Origin of the sequence: Streptomyces sp. R28, assembly GCF_041052385.1 — a bacterium.
Classification (GTDB): Bacteria; Actinomycetota; Actinomycetes; order Streptomycetales; family Streptomycetaceae; genus Streptomyces.
Genome location: NZ_CP163439.1, coordinates 1,212,995 through 1,230,542, shown reverse-complemented (window position 1 = coordinate 1,230,542; position 17,548 = coordinate 1,212,995). Strand labels below are relative to the sequence as shown.

Annotated in this window: 14 protein-coding genes and 3 pseudogenes; 8 read left to right on the top strand and 9 right to left on the bottom strand. The window is 68.0% G+C overall.

The window, feature by feature from the left end:
* Window position 1 precedes the first annotated feature (1 nt).
* Window positions 2-807: pseudogene (locus AB5J49_RS05240) on the bottom strand (transposase family protein).
* A 517-nt stretch (window positions 808-1,324) separates the two neighbouring features.
* On the opposite strand from AB5J49_RS05240, the gene AB5J49_RS05235 reads away from it, so the two are divergent.
* The 5 genes from AB5J49_RS05235 to AB5J49_RS05215 all read left to right on the top strand — a co-directional run bounded on the left by AB5J49_RS05235 (window position 1,325) and on the right by AB5J49_RS05215 (window position 4,919).
* On the top strand, window positions 1,325-2,008 hold the full coding sequence (locus AB5J49_RS05235) for a hypothetical protein (RefSeq protein ID WP_212747177.1): 684 nt from the start codon (window positions 1,325-1,327) through the stop codon (window positions 2,006-2,008).
* Window positions 2,009-2,152: 144 nt separating this feature from the next.
* The gene (locus tag AB5J49_RS05230; RefSeq protein ID WP_369167286.1) at window positions 2,153-2,476 is read left to right on the top strand and encodes a hypothetical protein; all 324 of its coding nucleotides are present in this window, start codon (window positions 2,153-2,155) and stop codon (window positions 2,474-2,476) included.
* Between the two features lie 289 nt (window positions 2,477-2,765).
* A protein-coding gene (locus AB5J49_RS05225) for an IS5 family transposase (RefSeq protein WP_369175048.1) occupies window positions 2,766-3,583 on the top strand; the annotation gives its coding sequence in 2 pieces (ribosomal slippage) (window positions 2,766-3,108 and window positions 3,108-3,583; 819 coding nt in all).
* A 279-nt stretch (window positions 3,584-3,862) separates the two neighbouring features.
* Window positions 3,863-3,988, top strand: coding sequence for a hypothetical protein (locus tag AB5J49_RS05220; protein WP_369167285.1), 126 nt, complete (start codon window positions 3,863-3,865; stop codon window positions 3,986-3,988).
* Between the two features lie 307 nt (window positions 3,989-4,295).
* On the top strand, window positions 4,296-4,919 hold the full coding sequence (locus AB5J49_RS05215) for a hypothetical protein (RefSeq protein ID WP_369167284.1): 624 nt from the start codon (window positions 4,296-4,298) through the stop codon (window positions 4,917-4,919).
* A gap of 286 nt (window positions 4,920-5,205) precedes the next feature.
* Here the strand turns inward: AB5J49_RS05215 and AB5J49_RS05210 are convergent, their stop codons facing one another.
* The gene (locus tag AB5J49_RS05210; RefSeq protein WP_369167283.1) at window positions 5,206-5,694 is read right to left on the bottom strand and encodes a hypothetical protein; all 489 of its coding nucleotides are present in this window, start codon (window positions 5,692-5,694) and stop codon (window positions 5,206-5,208) included.
* A 279-nt stretch (window positions 5,695-5,973) separates the two neighbouring features.
* Between AB5J49_RS05210 and AB5J49_RS05205 the strand changes: the two genes are divergently transcribed.
* Together AB5J49_RS05205 and AB5J49_RS05200 are read left to right on the top strand one after the other, a co-directional pair.
* Window positions 5,974-6,708 carry a transposase family protein gene (locus AB5J49_RS05205; protein ID WP_369167282.1) on the top strand — a complete coding sequence of 245 codons (735 nt, stop codon included), beginning with the start codon at window positions 5,974-5,976 and terminating at the stop codon, window positions 6,706-6,708.
* A 561-nt stretch (window positions 6,709-7,269) separates the two neighbouring features.
* Window positions 7,270-8,072 (top strand): annotated as a pseudogene (locus AB5J49_RS05200) (IS5 family transposase).
* Here the strand turns inward: AB5J49_RS05200 and AB5J49_RS05195 are convergent.
* Both AB5J49_RS05195 and AB5J49_RS05190 read right to left on the bottom strand, forming a co-directional pair.
* On the bottom strand, window positions 8,069-8,968 hold the full coding sequence (locus AB5J49_RS05195; RefSeq protein ID WP_369167281.1) for an aminoglycoside phosphotransferase family protein: 900 nt from the start codon (window positions 8,966-8,968) through the stop codon (window positions 8,069-8,071). The pseudogene AB5J49_RS05200 and the gene AB5J49_RS05195 overlap by 4 nt on opposite strands.
* Window positions 8,969-9,372: 404 nt before the next feature.
* On the bottom strand, window positions 9,373-9,771 hold the full coding sequence (locus AB5J49_RS05190) for an ACT domain-containing protein (protein ID WP_369167280.1): 399 nt from the start codon (window positions 9,769-9,771) through the stop codon (window positions 9,373-9,375).
* A 294-nt stretch (window positions 9,772-10,065) separates the two neighbouring features.
* Here AB5J49_RS05190 and AB5J49_RS05185 point away from each other — a divergent pair, with 294 nt between their 5' ends.
* Window positions 10,066-10,251 (top strand): hypothetical protein, encoded by a 186-nt coding sequence (locus tag AB5J49_RS05185; protein WP_369167279.1) that lies wholly within the window; start codon window positions 10,066-10,068, stop codon window positions 10,249-10,251.
* A gap of 277 nt (window positions 10,252-10,528) precedes the next feature.
* Here the strand turns inward: AB5J49_RS05185 and AB5J49_RS05180 are convergent, their stop codons facing one another.
* The 5 genes and pseudogenes from AB5J49_RS05180 to AB5J49_RS05160 all read right to left on the bottom strand — a co-directional run bounded on the left by AB5J49_RS05180 (window position 10,529) and on the right by AB5J49_RS05160 (window position 17,415).
* Window positions 10,529-12,019: a N,N-dimethylformamidase beta subunit family domain-containing protein gene (locus AB5J49_RS05180; RefSeq protein WP_369175047.1), complete on the bottom strand. Its 1,491-nt coding sequence runs from the start codon at window positions 12,017-12,019 to the stop codon at window positions 10,529-10,531.
* A 126-nt stretch (window positions 12,020-12,145) separates the two neighbouring features.
* Window positions 12,146-13,480: pseudogene (locus AB5J49_RS05175) on the bottom strand (SAV_2336 N-terminal domain-related protein); the annotation flags it as partial.
* 40 nt (window positions 13,481-13,520) lie between these two features.
* Window positions 13,521-14,453 carry an AAA family ATPase gene (locus AB5J49_RS05170; protein ID WP_369167278.1) on the bottom strand — a complete coding sequence of 311 codons (933 nt, stop codon included), beginning with the start codon at window positions 14,451-14,453 and terminating at the stop codon, window positions 13,521-13,523.
* Window positions 14,450-16,471, bottom strand: a complete 2,022-nt coding sequence (locus AB5J49_RS05165; RefSeq protein ID WP_369167277.1) for a hypothetical protein — start codon at window positions 16,469-16,471, stop codon at window positions 14,450-14,452. The genes AB5J49_RS05170 and AB5J49_RS05165 overlap by 4 nt, the downstream gene beginning before the upstream one ends.
* Window positions 16,468-17,415 (bottom strand): alpha/beta hydrolase, encoded by a 948-nt coding sequence (locus AB5J49_RS05160; protein ID WP_369167276.1) that lies wholly within the window; start codon window positions 17,413-17,415, stop codon window positions 16,468-16,470. Before AB5J49_RS05160 ends, AB5J49_RS05165 begins: the two co-directional genes overlap by 4 nt.
* Window positions 17,416-17,548: the final 133 nt, after the last annotated feature.

The following is a 17,548-nucleotide window of genomic DNA, read 5'->3' as shown; positions in this document are numbered from 1 at the left end:
TTCATCTTGTGTATTCGCAGATGAGGAGAGTGTGAACGGCTGCGACGGTTCTACCGATGCGGTTCGTTGAACACCGGGCTTGTCGTAGCAGTCGCCAGGACTTGAGGCGGGCAAAGGCGCGTTCGCCCGGAGCTCGGAGACGTGCGTGGTCGCGGTTGTACTGCTGGTAGTGGTCAGGGAGTTCGCGGTGGCCGTAGTGGGGGGTGCGGACGGTGGCGCCGGCGCCCTGGTAGGCACGGTCGGCCAGGATGAGGATCTGCCGGGTCAGGCATGCCTGGACGATGCCGTTGGACCGGGCTGCGGTCAGGTCGTGGGTCCGTCCCGGGGCTGCCCGTGAAAACCACAGGGGTGTGCCGTCAGGACGTGCGATGACCTGGACGTTCATGCCGTGCTTCTTGTGCTTCTGCGAGTAGTACGGCTCGTCCGCCCGGATGCGGTCGGTGGGGATCAACGTCCCGTCGACGATGACGAAGTCGCCCTCGCCCAGGCCTACCAGGGCCTCGTGCAGGCCCGGCGCCCAGGCAGCCAGGATCTCGACGGTCTCGTCCACGTATCGCCACGCCGTCGCCTCCGACACCCCGAACCCGGCCCCCACCTGAGCGAACGTCTCGTTCTTCCGTAAGTGGGCCAGGACCAGCAAGGCCTGCTTGAAGCAACCCAGCTTCCGCCACGGCGAGTTCAGTTCACGCCTTCGGGCGTAGATCAGCCAGGAGACATGCTCGACCAGCTCATACGGGACGTCGAGCGTGGAAGGATACGGAACCAACAGAGCCCCTCGGCCGCCGGTGTGATGAGTGAGATCACCACGCCAACGACGAGGGGCTCTGCCACGTCACCGCCGCCGCTGACCAGCCCATTTCACCCCTGCAGCACAGGATGAAAGAGGCTCACTGTCTTTTCCCAAGGTGACGTCTGATCCATGCCGCGCCCGTCTAGCCAACCAGTCTCTGGTTGCGGCTGGTCGGCCACTGGGCGACCGTTGGTCGTGAGATTCGGCCACGGAATCTGAGATCCCACACGATGTGTAGGGTCTCGCGGTTCGTGTCCTACGGCGGCACTGTGACCTGCGGAAACCATGCGCTGTCTCACGCCGTGTCGTAGTCGGTCTGTCTCACGGTCGTGTCCGAATCCTCGAACTGGCTACGGGGGACAAGCAGTTGATCTGCGGATGGGTACCGAAGGGCCTCCGGGTGCGTGGCCGCGTGACTGAAACTGTCACCCGAACTGGCAGCTGACCCTCCCGCAGGGTGGAGCTATCCGTTGGGTGGCGGGTGAGACAGACTGGGCCGGCCCGGGCACACGACTACTACTTGGAGCACGTCGGATGAGCAGCAACGTACTGACCATGTACGGCGGGCCGAGACGAGTCGACGGCCAGGGGCAGGCGAAGGTGGCGGGCATGGTCAGCTTCTCCGACGCGTCGGGGCCGGCGCCGTCGGCTGTGTACGTGGAGCGCGAACTGCCGCCGGGAGGCACGTCCGCGTACCTTGCGGCCCGTAGGGGCGGGGCCCGTTCCTTCGCCCTGTGGGCCGACGATCAACGCCGGGAGCGGGTGGCCACCGTGGTGACCCTGTCGGTCGGCGGCGGCGTCGCGAGGTTTCAGGTGCTCGGCGCGCACGGCGAGGTCATCGGCACGCTCATGCGCGAGAAGGCGCTCCGCGGCAGGGGCCTGCGCACTCGCTGGACCGTGCACCAGCCCGGCGGCCCTGAAGCGGTCGGCTTCAAGGGGAGGATCGTGTGGTGGTGGATGTGGTGGCTCCTGCTGCCCCTGATGACGGTGGTCCTGGTGATCAGCGTCTTCGACAGCGTCCCTGGCAACGAGGGCGGCTTCGCACGCGCACCCCGGCGCATCCGGTGGCGCGCGAACGGGCAGGTCCCGCTGGAGTTCAGGTCCAAGGGCGACAAACTGCACGTACACGCACCCGGTGTGGACTGGCGGCTCGGGGCCGCGCTGATCGCCCTCCTGCGCAGCTTCCACGCCGGCGCATGGGACTCGGTGAAGAAGTGACCCGGCGGACGACGCTCCGGCGCGGTGCGTGCTGTGGCGGCGGACGCTGGTGTTCCGGGGCCGCGCACAGCAGAACGGGGCCTCATGTCTGATCAGCGGCCGGCCCAACGCCCGGCGCCAAGTCCCTTGCCCGGTCCGCCCGGCGTGTACGGACCACCACAGATCCAGGAGGTCAGTACCAGGTACCGGCGTTGGGCCGGCGTCCTGCTCTGGCTCTCGATCGCCGTCGCGAGTCTCATGGCGGTCGCGTTCGTGGCCAGCATCGTCCTCCTGGTGAAGGCAGACGCGGACGTGGACAACGCCGCCTACGGCTATCTCGCGATCTTCCTCTGGTTCGGGATCGCCGCCGCGATCCCGGTGCTGCTGGCGCTCGGTATCCCCGCAGTCGTCATGACGCGGCGTGTACGGCAGCAGAAGCGGCTGGGCCACGATGCTGTGTACCGAGGGCTCAAAGTCGGCGAACAGTAGCCGCGTGAGCTCCAGGCGCGACTCGTAGATCACGTGTTCCTGTGTCGTCGCCGACCAGCACGTGCCGGAAAAGTGCTTCTGCCCCTTGTACCAATGAAACGTCCGCCACGGAGCAACCGACTCCAAAAGCCCCACCGACACAGTGATCCACGAGAGGTCCTCGGCCACCGGGCCGTCGCGCCGACGGACGCTGACCGTGACAGCCAACGTCCATGACGTAATCCCAACCCGGGCGATACCCCGCATCACCAAGATGCCCGCCTCCCGATGGGAGGACGTTGAGCCGTACATGGGGCGGGTTACGTGGAGTTGGATTGTTCCCGACGGGCTATGGGAGATCGCGAAGCCGCTGATCCCGCCGTCGAAGGTGCGGCCGCAGGGCGGCGGAACGCAGGACACGCCTGATGAGACGCTCTTCGCGGCCGTCATCTACATCCTTGTCAGCGGATGCGCCTGGCGCCAACTGCCACCCTGCTTCGGGATATCGAAGTCGACCGCCCACCGCCGGTTCCTGATCTGGTCGAGAGCCGGCGTCTGGGGCCGCCTGCACGAAGCGGTCCTGCACCAGCTCGATGACGCCGGCCTCATCGACGTCACCCGCGTCGTCCTCGACACCGCCCATGTCAGGGCTAAAAAGGGGGCGAACACACAGGTCCGAGCCCCGTGGACCGGGGCAAGCCGGGCTCCAAAATGCACATCCTGTCGGATGCGAACGGACTGCCCCTTCTCGTCGGCATCTCGGCCGGCAACACCCACGACAGCGAAGGGCTGAAGCCCATGATCGAGGGTCACCAAACGAGACACGACCCCCACCGCGGCCGGTACTCCAAGCCCCAGCGCCTCCACGCAGACAAAGCCTACGACCGCGCCGACCTGCGCAGATGGCTCCGATGGAAGCGAATCGGAGTACGCATCGCCCGCAAAGGCGTCGAATCCAGCGAACGATTAGGATGCCGCCGCTGGGTCATCGAGCGGACCATGTCCTGGCTCTCCGGCTACCGACGCCTGAGCCCTCGCTACGAACGCGATCCCCGCAACCACCTGGCCTTCCTCGGACTCGCAGCCGCTCTCTGCTGCTACAAGCGACTCGTCCGCCTCACCACATAGGACACGGTCCAAGTCGGTCAGTGAGATTGCCCGCCCTCCCGGTACGGGCAAGTCAACACACCTGCTTACTGACCTTGAATGCGTGATGTCGCGACTGTTCCGGCGGCGGTGCCGCAAGATCCACGTCGGTGCGGTGCTCTCGGGGCGGACATGGTCGGCGCGGTCGGGCATCACATCGCCTCGGTGCGAGATGAGGGCTGGATCCGCACATGCTCACCCGCGTCACGTCAGGGAACGCGACGCCACGCGCTGCTCGCAACCGGCAATGCACCCCGTGCCATGTCGACCTGGCGCAACCTTGCCATCGGCGCCCTGCGCATCGCCGGTACCCAGAACGTCGCTGCCGCACTCCGGGCCAACTCCCGCGACCAGAAACGTCCGCTCGCCCTACTCGGCCTCACGTGATCACAAACCGGGGCGGCGACAGCAGTGCGGCCACGACGGCGGCCCGGACGCGGGCATGGGCGAGTACACGGGTACGCGACAGCAGGACCTTCGGGAAGGACGGGAACGGGGTGGGTGAGTCGATCTGTAGAGCCGCAAAACACCAGGTCAGCCGCCATGGAGCTGTGTGACGGTGACTGGTGAGGAACGGTCATGGTCCGGTCACATTCGCCGGACGGAGCGGTCATGGACCGCTGTGAGTCTCCTGTGTGTCCCCGCGACCGGGCCGGGGCATCCACGTCCACATACTCATCCAGGGGGAACACCCATGTCCATGCGTATCCGAACGAGCGCTCTCACCGCACTTGCCGTCGCCGCCTTTGCGGCGGGCTCGGTCCTGACGGCACCGGCCGCGGGCGCCGCACCGAAGGCCGCCGCGCCCAAGTTCCTGTCGGCGTCCCAGCTGCCGCCGCACCCGACGTCGTCCTGGACCGCCGGGCGGGTCACCGAGGGGTTCCCGGAGGCACTCGGCCTCTGCGTGAGCACGGAGGGCGTGCTCGACTACGACTACCGGCACCGGGAGTTCCGCACCGACCTGGACACCAGCGCCGTGCAGTTGACCGTCGTGACGGGTACAGCCGCCCAGGCCAAGGCCCTGGCGAAGCACTACGACGACCTGATCCGCACCTGCGCCGACCGCATCGAGGAGTCCTCGCCCGACGTCGACGCCGAGGGCCGGGACTACGGCACGCTGCCGGTCGAGGAGGGCGCCCACGTCCGCGGCCTGAACACCGAGACGTCGGGGGGCGCCACCGACATCGCCCTGCTGTCGGTCGGAAGGGACGACAGGACCGTCACCGTCGTCAAGTGGGGCGAGATGGGCGACTTCGTGAACGCGCCCGTGACCGCCTTCAAGAAGACCACGATCACGGCCGTCAACAAGCTGTACTGACCGGGCGGCCACCGGAAAGGTACGGGGCTGTCCTCCCGCCAGAGGGCGGGAGGACAGCCCCGTACCAGTCATGCGCCCGGAGATCTTTGAGACTGCCCGGACTTACCTGAGGCAGGACAACTGTCCTGTGACATCGGAGTTTGAGCGTGTGACATCGAAGTTTGGGCGGTGGCTCGTCGGCGCTCCGAGGGTTTGATGCTGTCGGGGACCTTGAGGTCGCAGGAAAGCCATGCGATCTCCTGGCGGTTCCGGACACGTCCCCTCTCCACTCTGACGACCTCGGCGGCTATCGGCGGGACCGGGCACGCAGATTGGACATCCAGCTCGGCAGCCAATGCATGACGGCCGCCGTCGCGACCAAGCTGCCGAGTGTCACGAGGAAGGCCCCCGGATAGAGGTGGTTCACCCAGCATGGCTGCCACTCGCTGTGACAGGAGGCCGAGGAGCCCTTTCCGGGGATCGCGCGAGAAGCGGCCAACGCGCTCACCAGGGCTACTGCCGCGTACACGATGCCGGCCACGACCCACCGAGGCCGGTACGTGCTCCCGTCCGAGTAGCCCCTGCGGAAGGAGCGCTTGGCCGCCGTGAACGTGATCGGGAGCAGCACGCCGATGGTGGCGCCGAATCCGATGCCGGACGCCGGCCAGTACGCGGACAGATTCCACAGCTCATCACCGAGCCACAGCGATAGTGCAAGAAATCCGCCGAGGGCTACGAGCGCGGCGGCCGGCTTGGCGTTCTTCTTCCAGCTCGTGCGCGGCGCCGAACGCTTCATCAGCGGTCCTCTCGTCTTGTGCGTGCAGCCGGTGCCTAACGAGTTCGTGCATGGTTGGCGGTGAGGCGTCGAGTCCTTGATCGCCGCCGGTTGCTGATGACCACTGCACGAGTCGCGTTCCCCACCACACAACCGTGATCAAAGATCACGGGCCTTACGGCCGATGTGATTGCTGAACTCGTCGCCGAAGTCGGCCCGTTGTGGCATGAGCGCCACCAGGCCGGGCTTGCCTCACGGCCGCGGAAGCGTGCCGTGGGTGCCGGCGCGAAGCACCGGCTGGTGTTCGTCGACCGGCTCCTGGCCACCCTCGTCCATCTCCGTCACGGAACTACCCACGATGTGCTGGCCTGCTGGTTCGGCGTGGACCGATCCACCATCACCCGGGCCATCAACGAGGTGCGGCCCCTGCTCGCCGAGCGAGGGTGCACCATCAGCCCCGACGTGCGGCTGCGGACCCTGGCCGAAGTCGTCGACCATCTCGGCGCGACCGGGAAAACCGGCATCATCGACGGCACCGAGATCCGGGTCCGGCGTCCGGCCCAAGGGCGCAAGGACCGGGACAAGTTCATCTCCGGCAAAAACAAGCAGAACGCCGTCAAATCCATGGTGGTCACGGACGGCCGAGGACGCGTGCTGTTCTGCAGCCCCGCCCAGCCCGGAAGCTGGGCGGACATCACCCACGCCCGCCAGTTGGGGCTGGCCAAACTCCTGGCTGGCGGGCCCGCGGTCGAGATCCTCGCCGATGCCGGCTACCAGGGGCTGGGTGCTCAGACCGGCGGCCGCGTGGTGACACCACCGCACCGCAAGTTCAAGAAGAACGCCCCGGACTGGTACGAGGAAATGTACGAGCGCCAGCGCAAGGCACATTCCTCACGCCGTATCCGCGTCGAGCACGGCATCGCACATCTCAAGAACTGGCGAGCCCTGGCCCGACACCTCGGTCGCCGCGAGCACATGAGCGACACGGTGCAGGCCTGTGGGGCGTCACATACGACGTCGAATCTGTTCCCGTAGACCGCGTGGACATCTTCACGTTCCCTGACGGCCCCATCAGGTTCGCCCCCAATCAGGCGGTACAAATAGGCACGGATGCCCGGTTCAAGATGACCACTGGAGAGGCCGGTGAGAATTATCCGCAATTTATAAAATTTGAAGGAGAGCTGCAGATCGAGGGCCATTTTCCGCAGCAGCGTTTTGAGGTCCTCCCTAGCATTCACGTAATCAACGAAGACCCTCGCAAGTATCGCGTCAGATTCGGGTCCAGTGACACGGAATTTCGATGTGACTTTACAGTGCACTTTGTGCACTTTTTTTAGAGCTCGAACGCCATCTGGCGGATGACTTCGAACGTGCAGCGATCGACATCATCGACTCGATCCAAGCCGAGTGCTCTGACCGCGCCGAGCTCTCCACTACCTATGTACGGGAACTGAGCGCCGTTGCGGCCAACTGGCGCGCTCAGTCCACAGTTTGGGGGCGGCTAACAGCGGCTAACACAATGAGGTGGATCGTCGCTGAGTGCCGTGTCCGGGACGGTGGTTGAGCGTTCGGTCATATGTGGGGACATCGCCGTGGATCGTGTCGGATGAGCGTTGGGACCGCCTGGAGCCGCTGCCGCCGCGGCGTGAGCGGCGCTTCCGGTACCCGGGCCGGTAACCGCTGCCGGACCGCGAGGCGCTGTGCGGGATCCTGTACGTGCTGCACACCGGAATCCAGTGGAAGTACCTGCCGCAGGAACTCGGCTTCGGCTCGGGCATGACCTGCTGGCGACGGCTGCGGGACTGGAACGAGACCGGCGTCTGGCAGCGCCTTCACGAGGTCCTGCTCGCCGAACTGAACGCGGCCTCGCGCCTGGACTGGTCCCGCTGCGTGGTCGACTCCTCCCACGTCAGAGCCCTAAAAGGGGGAGCCGGACGGGGCCCTCGCCGGTCGACCGGGGCCGGGCCGGCTCGAAACACCACTTGATCACCGACGGACACGGCACTCCGCTCGCGGTCCTGCTGACCGGCGGCAACCGCAACGACGTCACCCAGCTGATCCCCCTGCTCGATGCGATCCCACCGGTCCGCGGCCGGGTCGGCGGTCCCCGCCGCAAGCCCGACTCACTCTTCGCCGACCGCGGCTACGACCACGACAACTACCGCGATCAGGTGCGCGACCGAGGCATCGTGCCCGCGATCGCCCGCCGCGGCACACAACACGGCACCGGCCTGGGCACCTACCGCTGGGTGATCGAGCGGAGCTTCGCGTGGCTGCACGGCTTTCGACGTCTGCGGATCCGCTGGGAACGCCGGGCCGACATCCACGAAGCGTTCCTCAAACTTGCTTGCTGCCTGATCACCTACCGGCAGCTCCGTTCTTTGTGTTGCCGTTGTTAGCCGATGAGGGCCTGGGTGATCTGCCGGGTCGTCTGCACGGCGACCCGGGGGTTGACGGCGGCGTAGGAGGCGTAGGCATTCAGGCCGGTGGCCAGGGCCCAACCGCGACCCCGCATCCAGGTGGCGTCGTCCACACCGAGCACATCGCGGAAGGCGGCTCGGCTGTTGGCCGACATCAAGGTGAAGGCGATCATCAGGTCGCAGGCCGGGTCGCCCATGCCGAGCCCGCCGAAGTCGATGACGGCGCTGAGGCGGCCGTCGGAGGTCAGGAGGTTGCCGGTGTGGAAGTCGCCGTGAAACCACACCGGAGAGCGGTCCCATCCAGGCGCGCTCAGCGCCGCGTTCCACAGTTCCGTCATCGCTGTTGTGTCGAACACGCCGTCGACCTTGGCGATGGCGACCCGCGTCGCGCGGTCCCGGTCGGACAACGGGCGGCTGGTGAGGTCTTCTCTGGTGTTTCCGGCGGGGATGTCCTCGGGTGCGAACCGCTGCAGGGCGGCCAGGAACTGGGCCAGTTCAACTGCGGCCCTGGCGGAGTCGCCCAGTGCGTCGACGGTCGCCACCTCGCCGTCCAGCCAGCGGGACACCGCCCACGGCCACGGATAACCGAAGTCGGGGTCTCCCACTCCCACTGGTACCGGGATGGCCAGGGGAAGGTGCGGGGCGAGTTGGGGCAGCCACTGGAATTCCCTCCTGGCTTGCCCGATGGCTCCGGCATGGCGGGGCAGCCGGACGGACAGCTCCTCGCCCAACCGGTAGATCACATGATCGGATCCAGCGGGGTTGAGCAGCTTCAGGGCCAGCCCTGCCCACTGCGGGAACTGAGTGTCGACCAGGCGCCTGACCAGTGCCTCATCGATCTGGGGACGAGTGTCCGCAGTTCTCTCAGCTACCAAGAGCAGCTCCCGTGGCCGGCCCGATCCGTGCGACGGGCAGTCGCAGCCATCACAGTGCTTCACGGCTGCGCCTGTCGACCGATTTTGCGGCGCACGGCAACCGCGTCGAGGCGTGGCTTGCATGGCATCACAGACACTGAGGCGTGATCCACCTCATTGTGTTAGCCGCTGCAAGCCACCCCGCCACCGGACAAGGTCCCAAGTAATCGGCCTGAACGACGTTCTTCATCGACTGTCAGGGGTCGTCCATGGGCAAGCGTTCGGCCAGGAGGGGAGCGCGGCCCGCGCCGCTGTCCGCCGACCGGCTGCGTGCGGGTGGAGGGCCCCGCCGACACCCGCACGCCTTGCACGGGCACAGGACACGGATGCGGCCGACGCCCTGCTCGGCACGCTATCGCGTCGGCTCAGGCGGAGCTCCGTGCCAGGTCCTCCAGGACGGCCACCGCCCGGTGAGCGTGCTCGTACGGGACGAACAGGTGGTCGTGGTAGAACCCGGCGACAACGTTGCAGCTCAGGCCCGCGTCGGCGAGTTCCCGCGCGACCACGGCGGTCAGCCCAACCGCCTCAAGCGCGGAGTGGATGCGCAACGTGATCCAGCCAGCCACGTAGTCGTAGGCCAGCCCCGCCGCGTCCGCCTCTTCCCGCCGTACGACCAGGGTCAGGCCCTCGTCCTCGGCGACCGTGACGACCGGGGTGACGCCGGTGGGCACACCGTCCTTGACCGTGGTGAATACGTAGCGGTCCGCATTCAGCTGCGGACGCATGCCGCTCATCAGTTTCCGCAGGTCAGTCTCGCCAGTCATGATCACCACACTACGCGCTATGCGTCACGACCAGCACTGTCGATACATGCCCTTGGAGGACCAACTGAGTTGATCGTTCCTGCGGTGAAACTTGCAGCTCACACGGGTGAGGGCGCGGTCGGTCCTGGTGAAAGTGGCAGTCCGCTCCCGCTACACCCAGTCTGTGATCAAGAACCTGCTGCGCGCCGTGCCCGTGCTCGCGACCAACTGCCCTCCTTGCGTGGAGTCAGGAACGCCAGCGGGCGCCTTCCCGCACTGGCGTTGCCGACCGGAGCCGTGCGGGTGCAGCGACGCGTGAGCGACAGCGGCCGGATCATGGTCACCAGCCAGCGCCTGAAGCTCGGCAAGAGGAACGCCGGCAAGCTGGTCACGGTCATCATCGAGGACACCCACTTCCGCATCCTCCACGAAGGCGAAGAGATCGCCGTCAAGGAGCGGAGGGATCCCGGCCCCATCAGCAAGACCCGAGTCGTCTCCTAGCGCGAGGACAGCCAGAAGGCATCAAGCATCTCCTGAGACGCACACTCGTACGTCAAGGAGGTACTGATGACGAACCGTCAAACATGTCCCGAGACCTCACACAGCCATTCCAGGCGTGTGGCATGTCCTGGCCAGCAGGATGACCCGGAACCTGCAGCCTTTCTCGTGCGCGCTCTGATTGCTCATCAATGAGTGGAACGGCGATGTCGTCCTGGGAGAGCGACGATGGTTCCGGTCGAACCGCGACGGGACGGTGACCTTTTTGTGGGCCACGGTGTCAGGAGCGTTTGCAGATGTGGTCCAGGAGGTTGGCGGTGGCGCGCTGGACTCGAGGGTCGACGTGGCCCGGTCGGTCCAGTGCCGGGGACCAGGCGAGGGTTCCGGAGGCGAATACCCAGGCGCCGGAGGGGGCGCGGTACAGGGACGTCTCCTGGTGGCGGAGGGCGCCTTCGCGGTCGGTGTACGGGGAGTGGGCGAGCAGGATGCGCTCCTCGTGGTCGGGGAGCGGGGTGCGCGGGAAGTAGCGGTCGGCCTCGCCGGCGACCAGGCCCGCGATCTCGTCGCCCTCATGGGCGCCGGTCGCCTCCCACAGCCAGTGGTCGGCGTTGCGGACGATCAGGGGGTGCGGCTCGGGGACCTGACCCGCGTACTGGATGCCGATCACCTCCTGCTCGGGGCGGTCGATCTCCCGCCAGAGCACGGGCGGGCCGGGGCCCTGGCGCTTGCGGCAGGTGAGCAGGCGGTTGGGCACGCCGGAGGGGGAAGGTGTCAGCTCGGCCTGCCAGTACATGGCGTTGGCGGAGAGGAAGACCAGCGAGGTGCCGTGGTCGCGGGCGTCTTCGACCGCTTGGCGCATCTGTATCGACCAGTACTTGTCGGGGCCGGGGAAGACCAGGCCGCGGTAGCGGGTGGGATCGACCCGGCCGGCGTGCAGGTCGCGGGCGTCTGCGTAGGCGAGGTCGTAGCCGTAGCGCTCGGCCCAGCGGATGAAGTCGTAGGCGTGGCCGACGTGCAGGGGCAGGCCCGCGCCCGCGTACGGGCGGTCGAAGGAGACCGTGGTGGCGGCGTCGTTCTCGCCGAGCAGGCGGCCGCTCTCGTCCCAGGCGTGGTAGAGGCTGGCGCCGGTGCGGCCGTCCTCGGGGTAGAGGTTGTAGGCTTGCCAGGTGACGTCGGGGAGGAGCAGGAGCAGGTCCGCCGGGTGGTTGTCGCGGACCGTGAACGGCACGTGGGAGCGGTAGCCGTCGACCGTGGTGAGCACGGCCACGTAGGCGCCGATGCTCCAGTACGAGGGGACCTGCAGGCGCCAGGACAGCCACCAGTGGTGGCAGGAGACCGTGCGGTCGGCGGTGAGCGGCGGGGGCTGCACGATGCCCGAGAGGCGGGGACTGGTGGTGATCTTCGCAGCGCCGTCACCGCCGTAGTGGCCGATGCGGTACACGTCGACGGCGAACTCCTGGGGCGGATCGACGGTGATGTGGAAGTCGATCGCCTCGCCGAGAAAGACCGCCCCGGTGGAGGTGAAGGCCTTGATCTGGCGGTGGACGTCGTCGGCGGAGCGCGGGCCGAGGGCGGCTGCGCGGGGGGCGGGGACGCCCGCGGTCGCGGTGGAGTGCGGCTGGAACGGGTCGACGTACCAGGGGACGACCTGGCCGGTGTCGTCGAGGTGGGCCTCGCTGCCACGCAGCCACGGTACGGGCACCTGCCCGAAGGGGTCCGCGTCCGCTACCGAGGGCCGCACCGTGGGAGGGTCGGGCCTGCCGGGCGTCAGCGCGCCGAGGGCCGCGAGCACGTCACGGGATGCCGTCACCAGAGGCCTGAGGGGAGCGGGCACGGCCGGGTCGCCCGCCGGGTCGTAGACGGTGGCCAGGAAGGACGTCTCGTCGCCGGTCTGCTCTACGATGCGGCTGTCCAGCGCGTCGTAGACCTTCCAGGCGTCCGATTCGCCTACCAGACTGAGGAGTTCTCGGCGGACGTCGTCGTGGAAAGCCAACGCCGCGCCGTTCGCCACGAGCAGGCCGCTCACGATGAGCTCGGTGACGTCCTCCTGCGTCGCCTCCGGTACCACCTCTTCCCTTATCAGGGTGATCAGCGGGACGGTCAGGTCCGGGATCAAGGCGCAGAGCGCGGCCAGATGAAGCGCGGCTGGGGACGTAAATTGCCGGAAGGAGGCGGTGAGATCGGCGTCGGAGGCAGGTCCGTCGTTCTCGCCGGGCCGCCCCGTCCGCGGGACGAGCAGCGCGTCGCATCCCGGCGTGTCCCTCCGCATCACGGTCGTGGCCAACTGGCGGAGTGCGTGCGGGGTGATGCTGGCGATCGGGACGGGGAGCCAGCCGCCTTGCTCGCGGTCCCGCAAGAGGTGCGGCACCGTGAAGCGGAGGTCGGCGTTGGCGGATCCGGTCGTCGAGGGGCTGACCCGGACGGTCGGGAGATCCAGTCCGGATCGGCCCCAGAGGCGGGCCGGGATCGGGGTGATCAGGGCCGTCGGGCAGGCGGTTGCCCAGGAGCGGATCAGGCGCCACACCTCGGGGCGCCGCCACCCTGTGTCGCTTCCGTCGGTCACGACGAGGACGAGCGTACGGTGGCTCGGCCCGTTCACCAGGCGCGAGCTCACCTGGTCGTTGCGCGGGTTACGTAGTACGGAACCCTCCCGGGTCAGGCAGATGCGCTGCTCGCGCAGATGCCCGAAGGCACCGAGTTGTTCGAGGACGCGGGCCAGCCGGGAGACGGTGTCCTCCCACAGCGCCATGCCAGGGGAATCGTCGATGATCAGAAGGACGTCGAACCAAGGCTCCTGGGCGGGGCGGAACTTCGGGAGCAGCCTGTTGGTGTAGGCGTAGGCCTCGACTGTGGCTTCCAGGTCGAGTTCAGTTCTCCGCCCGCGCGGCCAGCGGTGCTTGAGCGGGCGCAGGGCGCGACCGAGAGCGACCTGGTCGGGCGATGTGCGTGCCTGCCGGAGCCGGACCTGCTTGCCGGGGCCCTGGTGAAGTCCCGCCGGTGGCCCGGTGGGCGGTTCCGGGTCCGCTGCCTCGTCGAGATCGCTGCCCTCGCGCGCGGGTGGTCGCTGTCCACCGTCGCCACCACTGCGCGCGGCCCGGCCGGTGCCGGGTGGCGGCGGGAGCAGTGCCGTATTCGCCATGCCCGGAGCAATGGGTGTGGTCGCGGCGAGCCACAGCGCCTCGGCGACCGCTGTGGCGTCCAGGTCGAGACCGAGCTGCAGGACCGACTCCACGACTCCTTGAAGGCGGTCGGCCGCTGGTCCTTGAAGATGGTCAGCCACTGGCGAGGTCCTGCAGAAGCATCTGGAGGAGCTCCTGACGCGATGCCCCGTGCGGTGCGTCCTCCCCGGCGAGGACGAAGATCGCGTTGAGGAGTTGGTCCACCGCCAGGCTCTCACCGGCATCAATCCGGTTCACGAACACGTCCACGATCCCGCTCAGTGCCGTTACGCCCGTCACGTCGAGTCCGAGATGGGCCAGCACCACCTGGCGGATGGCCTTGGCGTCGGGCTTGGGCATGGTGAACCGGATGCACCGGCGCAGGAACGCGGCGGGGAAGTCACGGTCGCCGTTGCTGGTCATGACGATGAAGGGGAATTCCGTGCACTGCACCCGGCCCCGGACCACGCGATGGGTGTCCTCGCTGCCCCAGATGCGGACCTCGACTTCCTTGCGGCTGTAGCGGGCGAGTTCGGGAATCTCGAACTCGCCGCGTTCCAGTACCTGGAGCAGGTCGCTGGGCAGGTCAAGATCGCTTTTGTCCAGCTCGTCGATGAGTAGCGCCCGGGGTCGTGCGGACGGCAGGAGCGCTGTTCCGAGCGGCCCGAGCTGAAGGAAGGGAGCGATGTCGTCCGCTGAGCCGTTGCCCCGCGACAGTTGCTGCTCGTGGATGCGGCCGAGAACGTCGTACCGGTACAGGGCGTCGCCCAGTTCGCTGCGCGAGGTGATGTGCCAGCGCAGGGCGGGCCCCAGTCCGAGTTCTCCGGCGACGGACTCGATGACGGTCGATTTGCCGGAGCCGGGAGTTCCCGTGATGAGTAGCGGCCGGCGGAGGGAGAGCGCCGCGTTCACCGCTGCCGCAAGCCCCTCGGGCGGTTCGAAAGGGACACTCGCGGACCGGCGGGGGAACTGGCGCCATGGTGGCGGAGCGTCCAGCACAAGCTCGCGCCGAACCCCGTCGCCCCGGTAGTAGGAACCCCACGTCATTTGGCACTCCCTGGTGAATTGTGTGACCGAACGCCGCGGCCGATGCAGAACCGCAGCCATTCGTCGTCGTCCCAGATCGAGCGGAGATCGGCGAGGGGATCGCTACGGTCTCCTTTCCACCGGGCCCGGTAGGCGGCCAGGAAGGCGGCCGGGAGGCCGTCCCAGCGGGCCTCTACCTGGGCACAGTGTTCGGCTCGTCCGTCCGGGCCGGCGGGCCACATCAGGATCGGCGTGAACGCAAGCAGGAGGTCCATCAGTTCCGGATCCTCGCGTGGGTGTTTCATCAGTCCGATCGGGGTAGTCAGCCGGCCGTTCCGCAGGTCGTCCATCAGGCGGTCCCTCTGCCGTGTCCGGTCTTCGAGCAGCCAGGTCGTCGCGCAGTCGGTGTCCCGCGCGGCGACGGCCGACAGACGTGCTCGAGCGTGTTTGTTGATCCACCGCATTCCAGCCGGCGGATCGAGCCGGATGCTCCAGCGCGGGCGCACCTCGTACTGCTCGCCCAGGCGCGTGCCGTTGAGGACTTCCTCCGGGGCCCACCGCAGCATGATGGTGCTCGGCAGGGCGATGTCGATGTGTCGCAGGTCCAGACCCAGGTCCACGGCCTCGGCCTCGGCCCACTCAACCGCCTCCACGAGCTTCGCCTCGGCGCCGGTCTGGCTCGGTGGGCACTCGGTGAAGACCGCACGCAGATGGACGTCGCCGTCGAGCAACAGCCAGGCGCTCAGGGTCTCCGGCCAGTCGCCGGCCGGCGAGTCCAGCCTCACCACCAGTCTCAGGCGGCGCTGTCGGCTGGTCTCCCGCGTCGCGAGGACCACGTCGTTGTACGGGAGCAACGCGCCGACCTCCGAGGCCCATGCGCGGATCTCGACGGCGTCCAGGTCGTACGCGGCGTCGTGGGCCAGCGCGACCACGAACCGGGCCATCGCGGGCCGGCAGGAGCCCTCGCTTCTCGGGTGGTTGAGGGCCACGAACTCGACCGCGTCCCTTTCCTCGGCCAACGGGCCCCGCCAGTGCGTGCCGATGACCTTCAGAGCGCGTCGCAGCGCTGGGGTGCTGAGCTGCTTGGGCATGAAGGACCGCAGCAAGGCCACGGTGCGTTCCGCGACGATCAGGCTGTCCAGTGCCCGTTCCACGCGGATGCGCCGGTGCGTCACGGGCAGCGCCGCGACCTCTCGTTGCAGGTCGCGCAGCATGCTCGTCGTCCACTCCACCGGCAGTGGTCTGTCGGGGAAGAGGGCGAGCAGACCGGCCGTCAGGTCGCCGATCCCGCGCGGGCCGACTGCGGCAGTAGAGCCGTGAGCCGCCTGCCGGTTTTGGCCAAGCCACAGACCGTCGGACTTGGAGTCACCGTCGTAGGACAAGGTGACGACCCTGCGGGTGGCGTCCGCAGCGCGCAGGTGGCGTGTGAGTGTGTTCAGTCCGAGGTGCGTCTCACCGGTCGCGACGCCGGTTGTCAGCAGTCGGGTGAGTGCCTTGGAGAGGTCGAGGTCGTAGGCGTTCTGCTGCACGGGGGAGGCCATCAGCAGATGCAGGCTGGTCCGCCCGCCGCGGGCACCCGTGGTGAGGGCCTCGACCGAGGGCGGGGCGGCGGCTGCGTTGCAGGTGTCCACGATGCCAACGACCCCCCGCACGCCCAGGTGATCGACCGCTTGCCCCAGCAGGTCTTTGACGTTGACGGCGGAGGATGCCCGGCCGTCGACGGACTTCCATCCCAGGAGGTACAGCGTGGGGTGTTCGCCTGTGACCATTCCGTGGCCGAGGAAAGCCATGACCAGTGTGGCGCCTTTGTGTGCGGCGTGAGAGACCGCCGTCCGCGCCGCGGCCCAGATCTCGTCCGCTCCGAGACGGCCCAGAAGCAGCGACTGGCCGTCCGGCAGACCGGGAGAACAGGCACCGATGCCGGGGTCGGTGAGCACGGCGACGAGGGATCGCGCGGCAGTGTCCAGATCCTCCAGGTCAGGCATCGCCTCGCACTGCGTGGCGATCACCAGCACGTGCCTGCGGTCCGCCGCCGTCATGAGGATGCGGAAGCGGCTTGGAGCGCCTCGATCACCGGGCCAGCGACCTCGCCCCGCGCCAGGTACTTGGTGGCCGAGTGCACCCACAGACCGTCGGAGTCGACACGGGAGCCGCGCGGCCGTACGCCCGCGGTGTTTGCCTGGATGTCCGCCTCTCCCAGGGGACGTGCGCAGATCACGTCGTCGCGGTCCCAGCAGTCGAGCCACGACGCGACGCCCGGTGGAGTGCGGCAGGGCCGGGGCCGCAGGTGCGGCCACACCACCGCGCGCATCGCCAGCGGTGAGCCGAGGGTCACCAGCAACGGCACCGCGGAGGTGAATTCGTGCAGGACCTCGTATGCCACTACGGAGCCGAGAGAGTGGGCCACGACGACCGAGGGCCCGGCGCCCACGAAGTCGGCCACGACGCTGCGGACGAGCAGGTCGAGGCTGTCCCGGCCGCGCGCCAGGTAGCGGGCCACCTGCCCGAGGTCACGTATCAGAAGCTTGCTGCTGGCCCATTGCCCGCTCCTGCGCCAGGGGCCCGCGTCGAGGAGGGTGGTGCCGGCGTTGACGCAAGCTCGCACGACATTGCCCACCCCCTGCGCCGCGCTGCCTTCGGGACGCAGGTCGGCTAAGGCCTGACGGAGATCGGCCTGCTCTTGGCTGTCCGAGGCCAGAGCCAGTCGTCTCTCCACGATGTCAGTCAGGAGTCCCGAGAGGATCGCGGCTTCCGGGGCCTCTAACTCGGCGTCGGCGCCGCCCTGAGCTCCTGGGGAGTGGAACAGGTCGCCGTAGTAGGCGAAGGAGACCTCGGCCAGCTTGCCGTTCACGAGATCGTCGGCCGCTCTGGAGTGTCCCGCGGCCCGCGCCCCGCGCGCCAGCGCCTCGGTCCACCGTTCCTGTTCCAGCGCGACGCGCCGTGGGCCGCCGATCCCGTGAACGAAGACAAGCCGTACCGCCACGGGGCCTCCACGGGTGACGATGAGAGATGGCCTGGTGAGCGGCGAGCGTAGCCGAGTTCAGGATCCGCCATCGTCCGAATCGGGTAACTAACGACCTCGTGCACGGTTGGCCGTGGCTCGGCGCTCGGGTGGC

Excerpts from the sequence above, each read along its gene's own strand:
- AB5J49_RS05235 (WP_212747177.1), top strand. The coding sequence starts at position 1,325 with ATGAGCAGCAACGTACTGACCATGTACGGCGGGCCGAGACGAGTCGAC.
- AB5J49_RS05220 (WP_369167285.1), top strand. The coding sequence starts at position 3,863 with ATGTCGACCTGGCGCAACCTTGCCATCGGCGCCCTGCGCATCGCCGGT.
- AB5J49_RS05215 (WP_369167284.1), top strand. The coding sequence starts at position 4,296 with ATGTCCATGCGTATCCGAACGAGCGCTCTCACCGCACTTGCCGTCGCC.
- AB5J49_RS05210 (WP_369167283.1), bottom strand. The coding sequence starts at position 5,694 with ATGAAGCGTTCGGCGCCGCGCACGAGCTGGAAGAAGAACGCCAAGCCG.
- AB5J49_RS05190 (WP_369167280.1), bottom strand. The coding sequence starts at position 9,771 with ATGACTGGCGAGACTGACCTGCGGAAACTGATGAGCGGCATGCGTCCG.
- AB5J49_RS05170 (WP_369167278.1), bottom strand. The coding sequence starts at position 14,453 with ATGACGTGGGGTTCCTACTACCGGGGCGACGGGGTTCGGCGCGAGCTT.
- AB5J49_RS05165 (WP_369167277.1), bottom strand. The coding sequence starts at position 16,471 with ATGACGGCGGCGGACCGCAGGCACGTGCTGGTGATCGCCACGCAGTGC.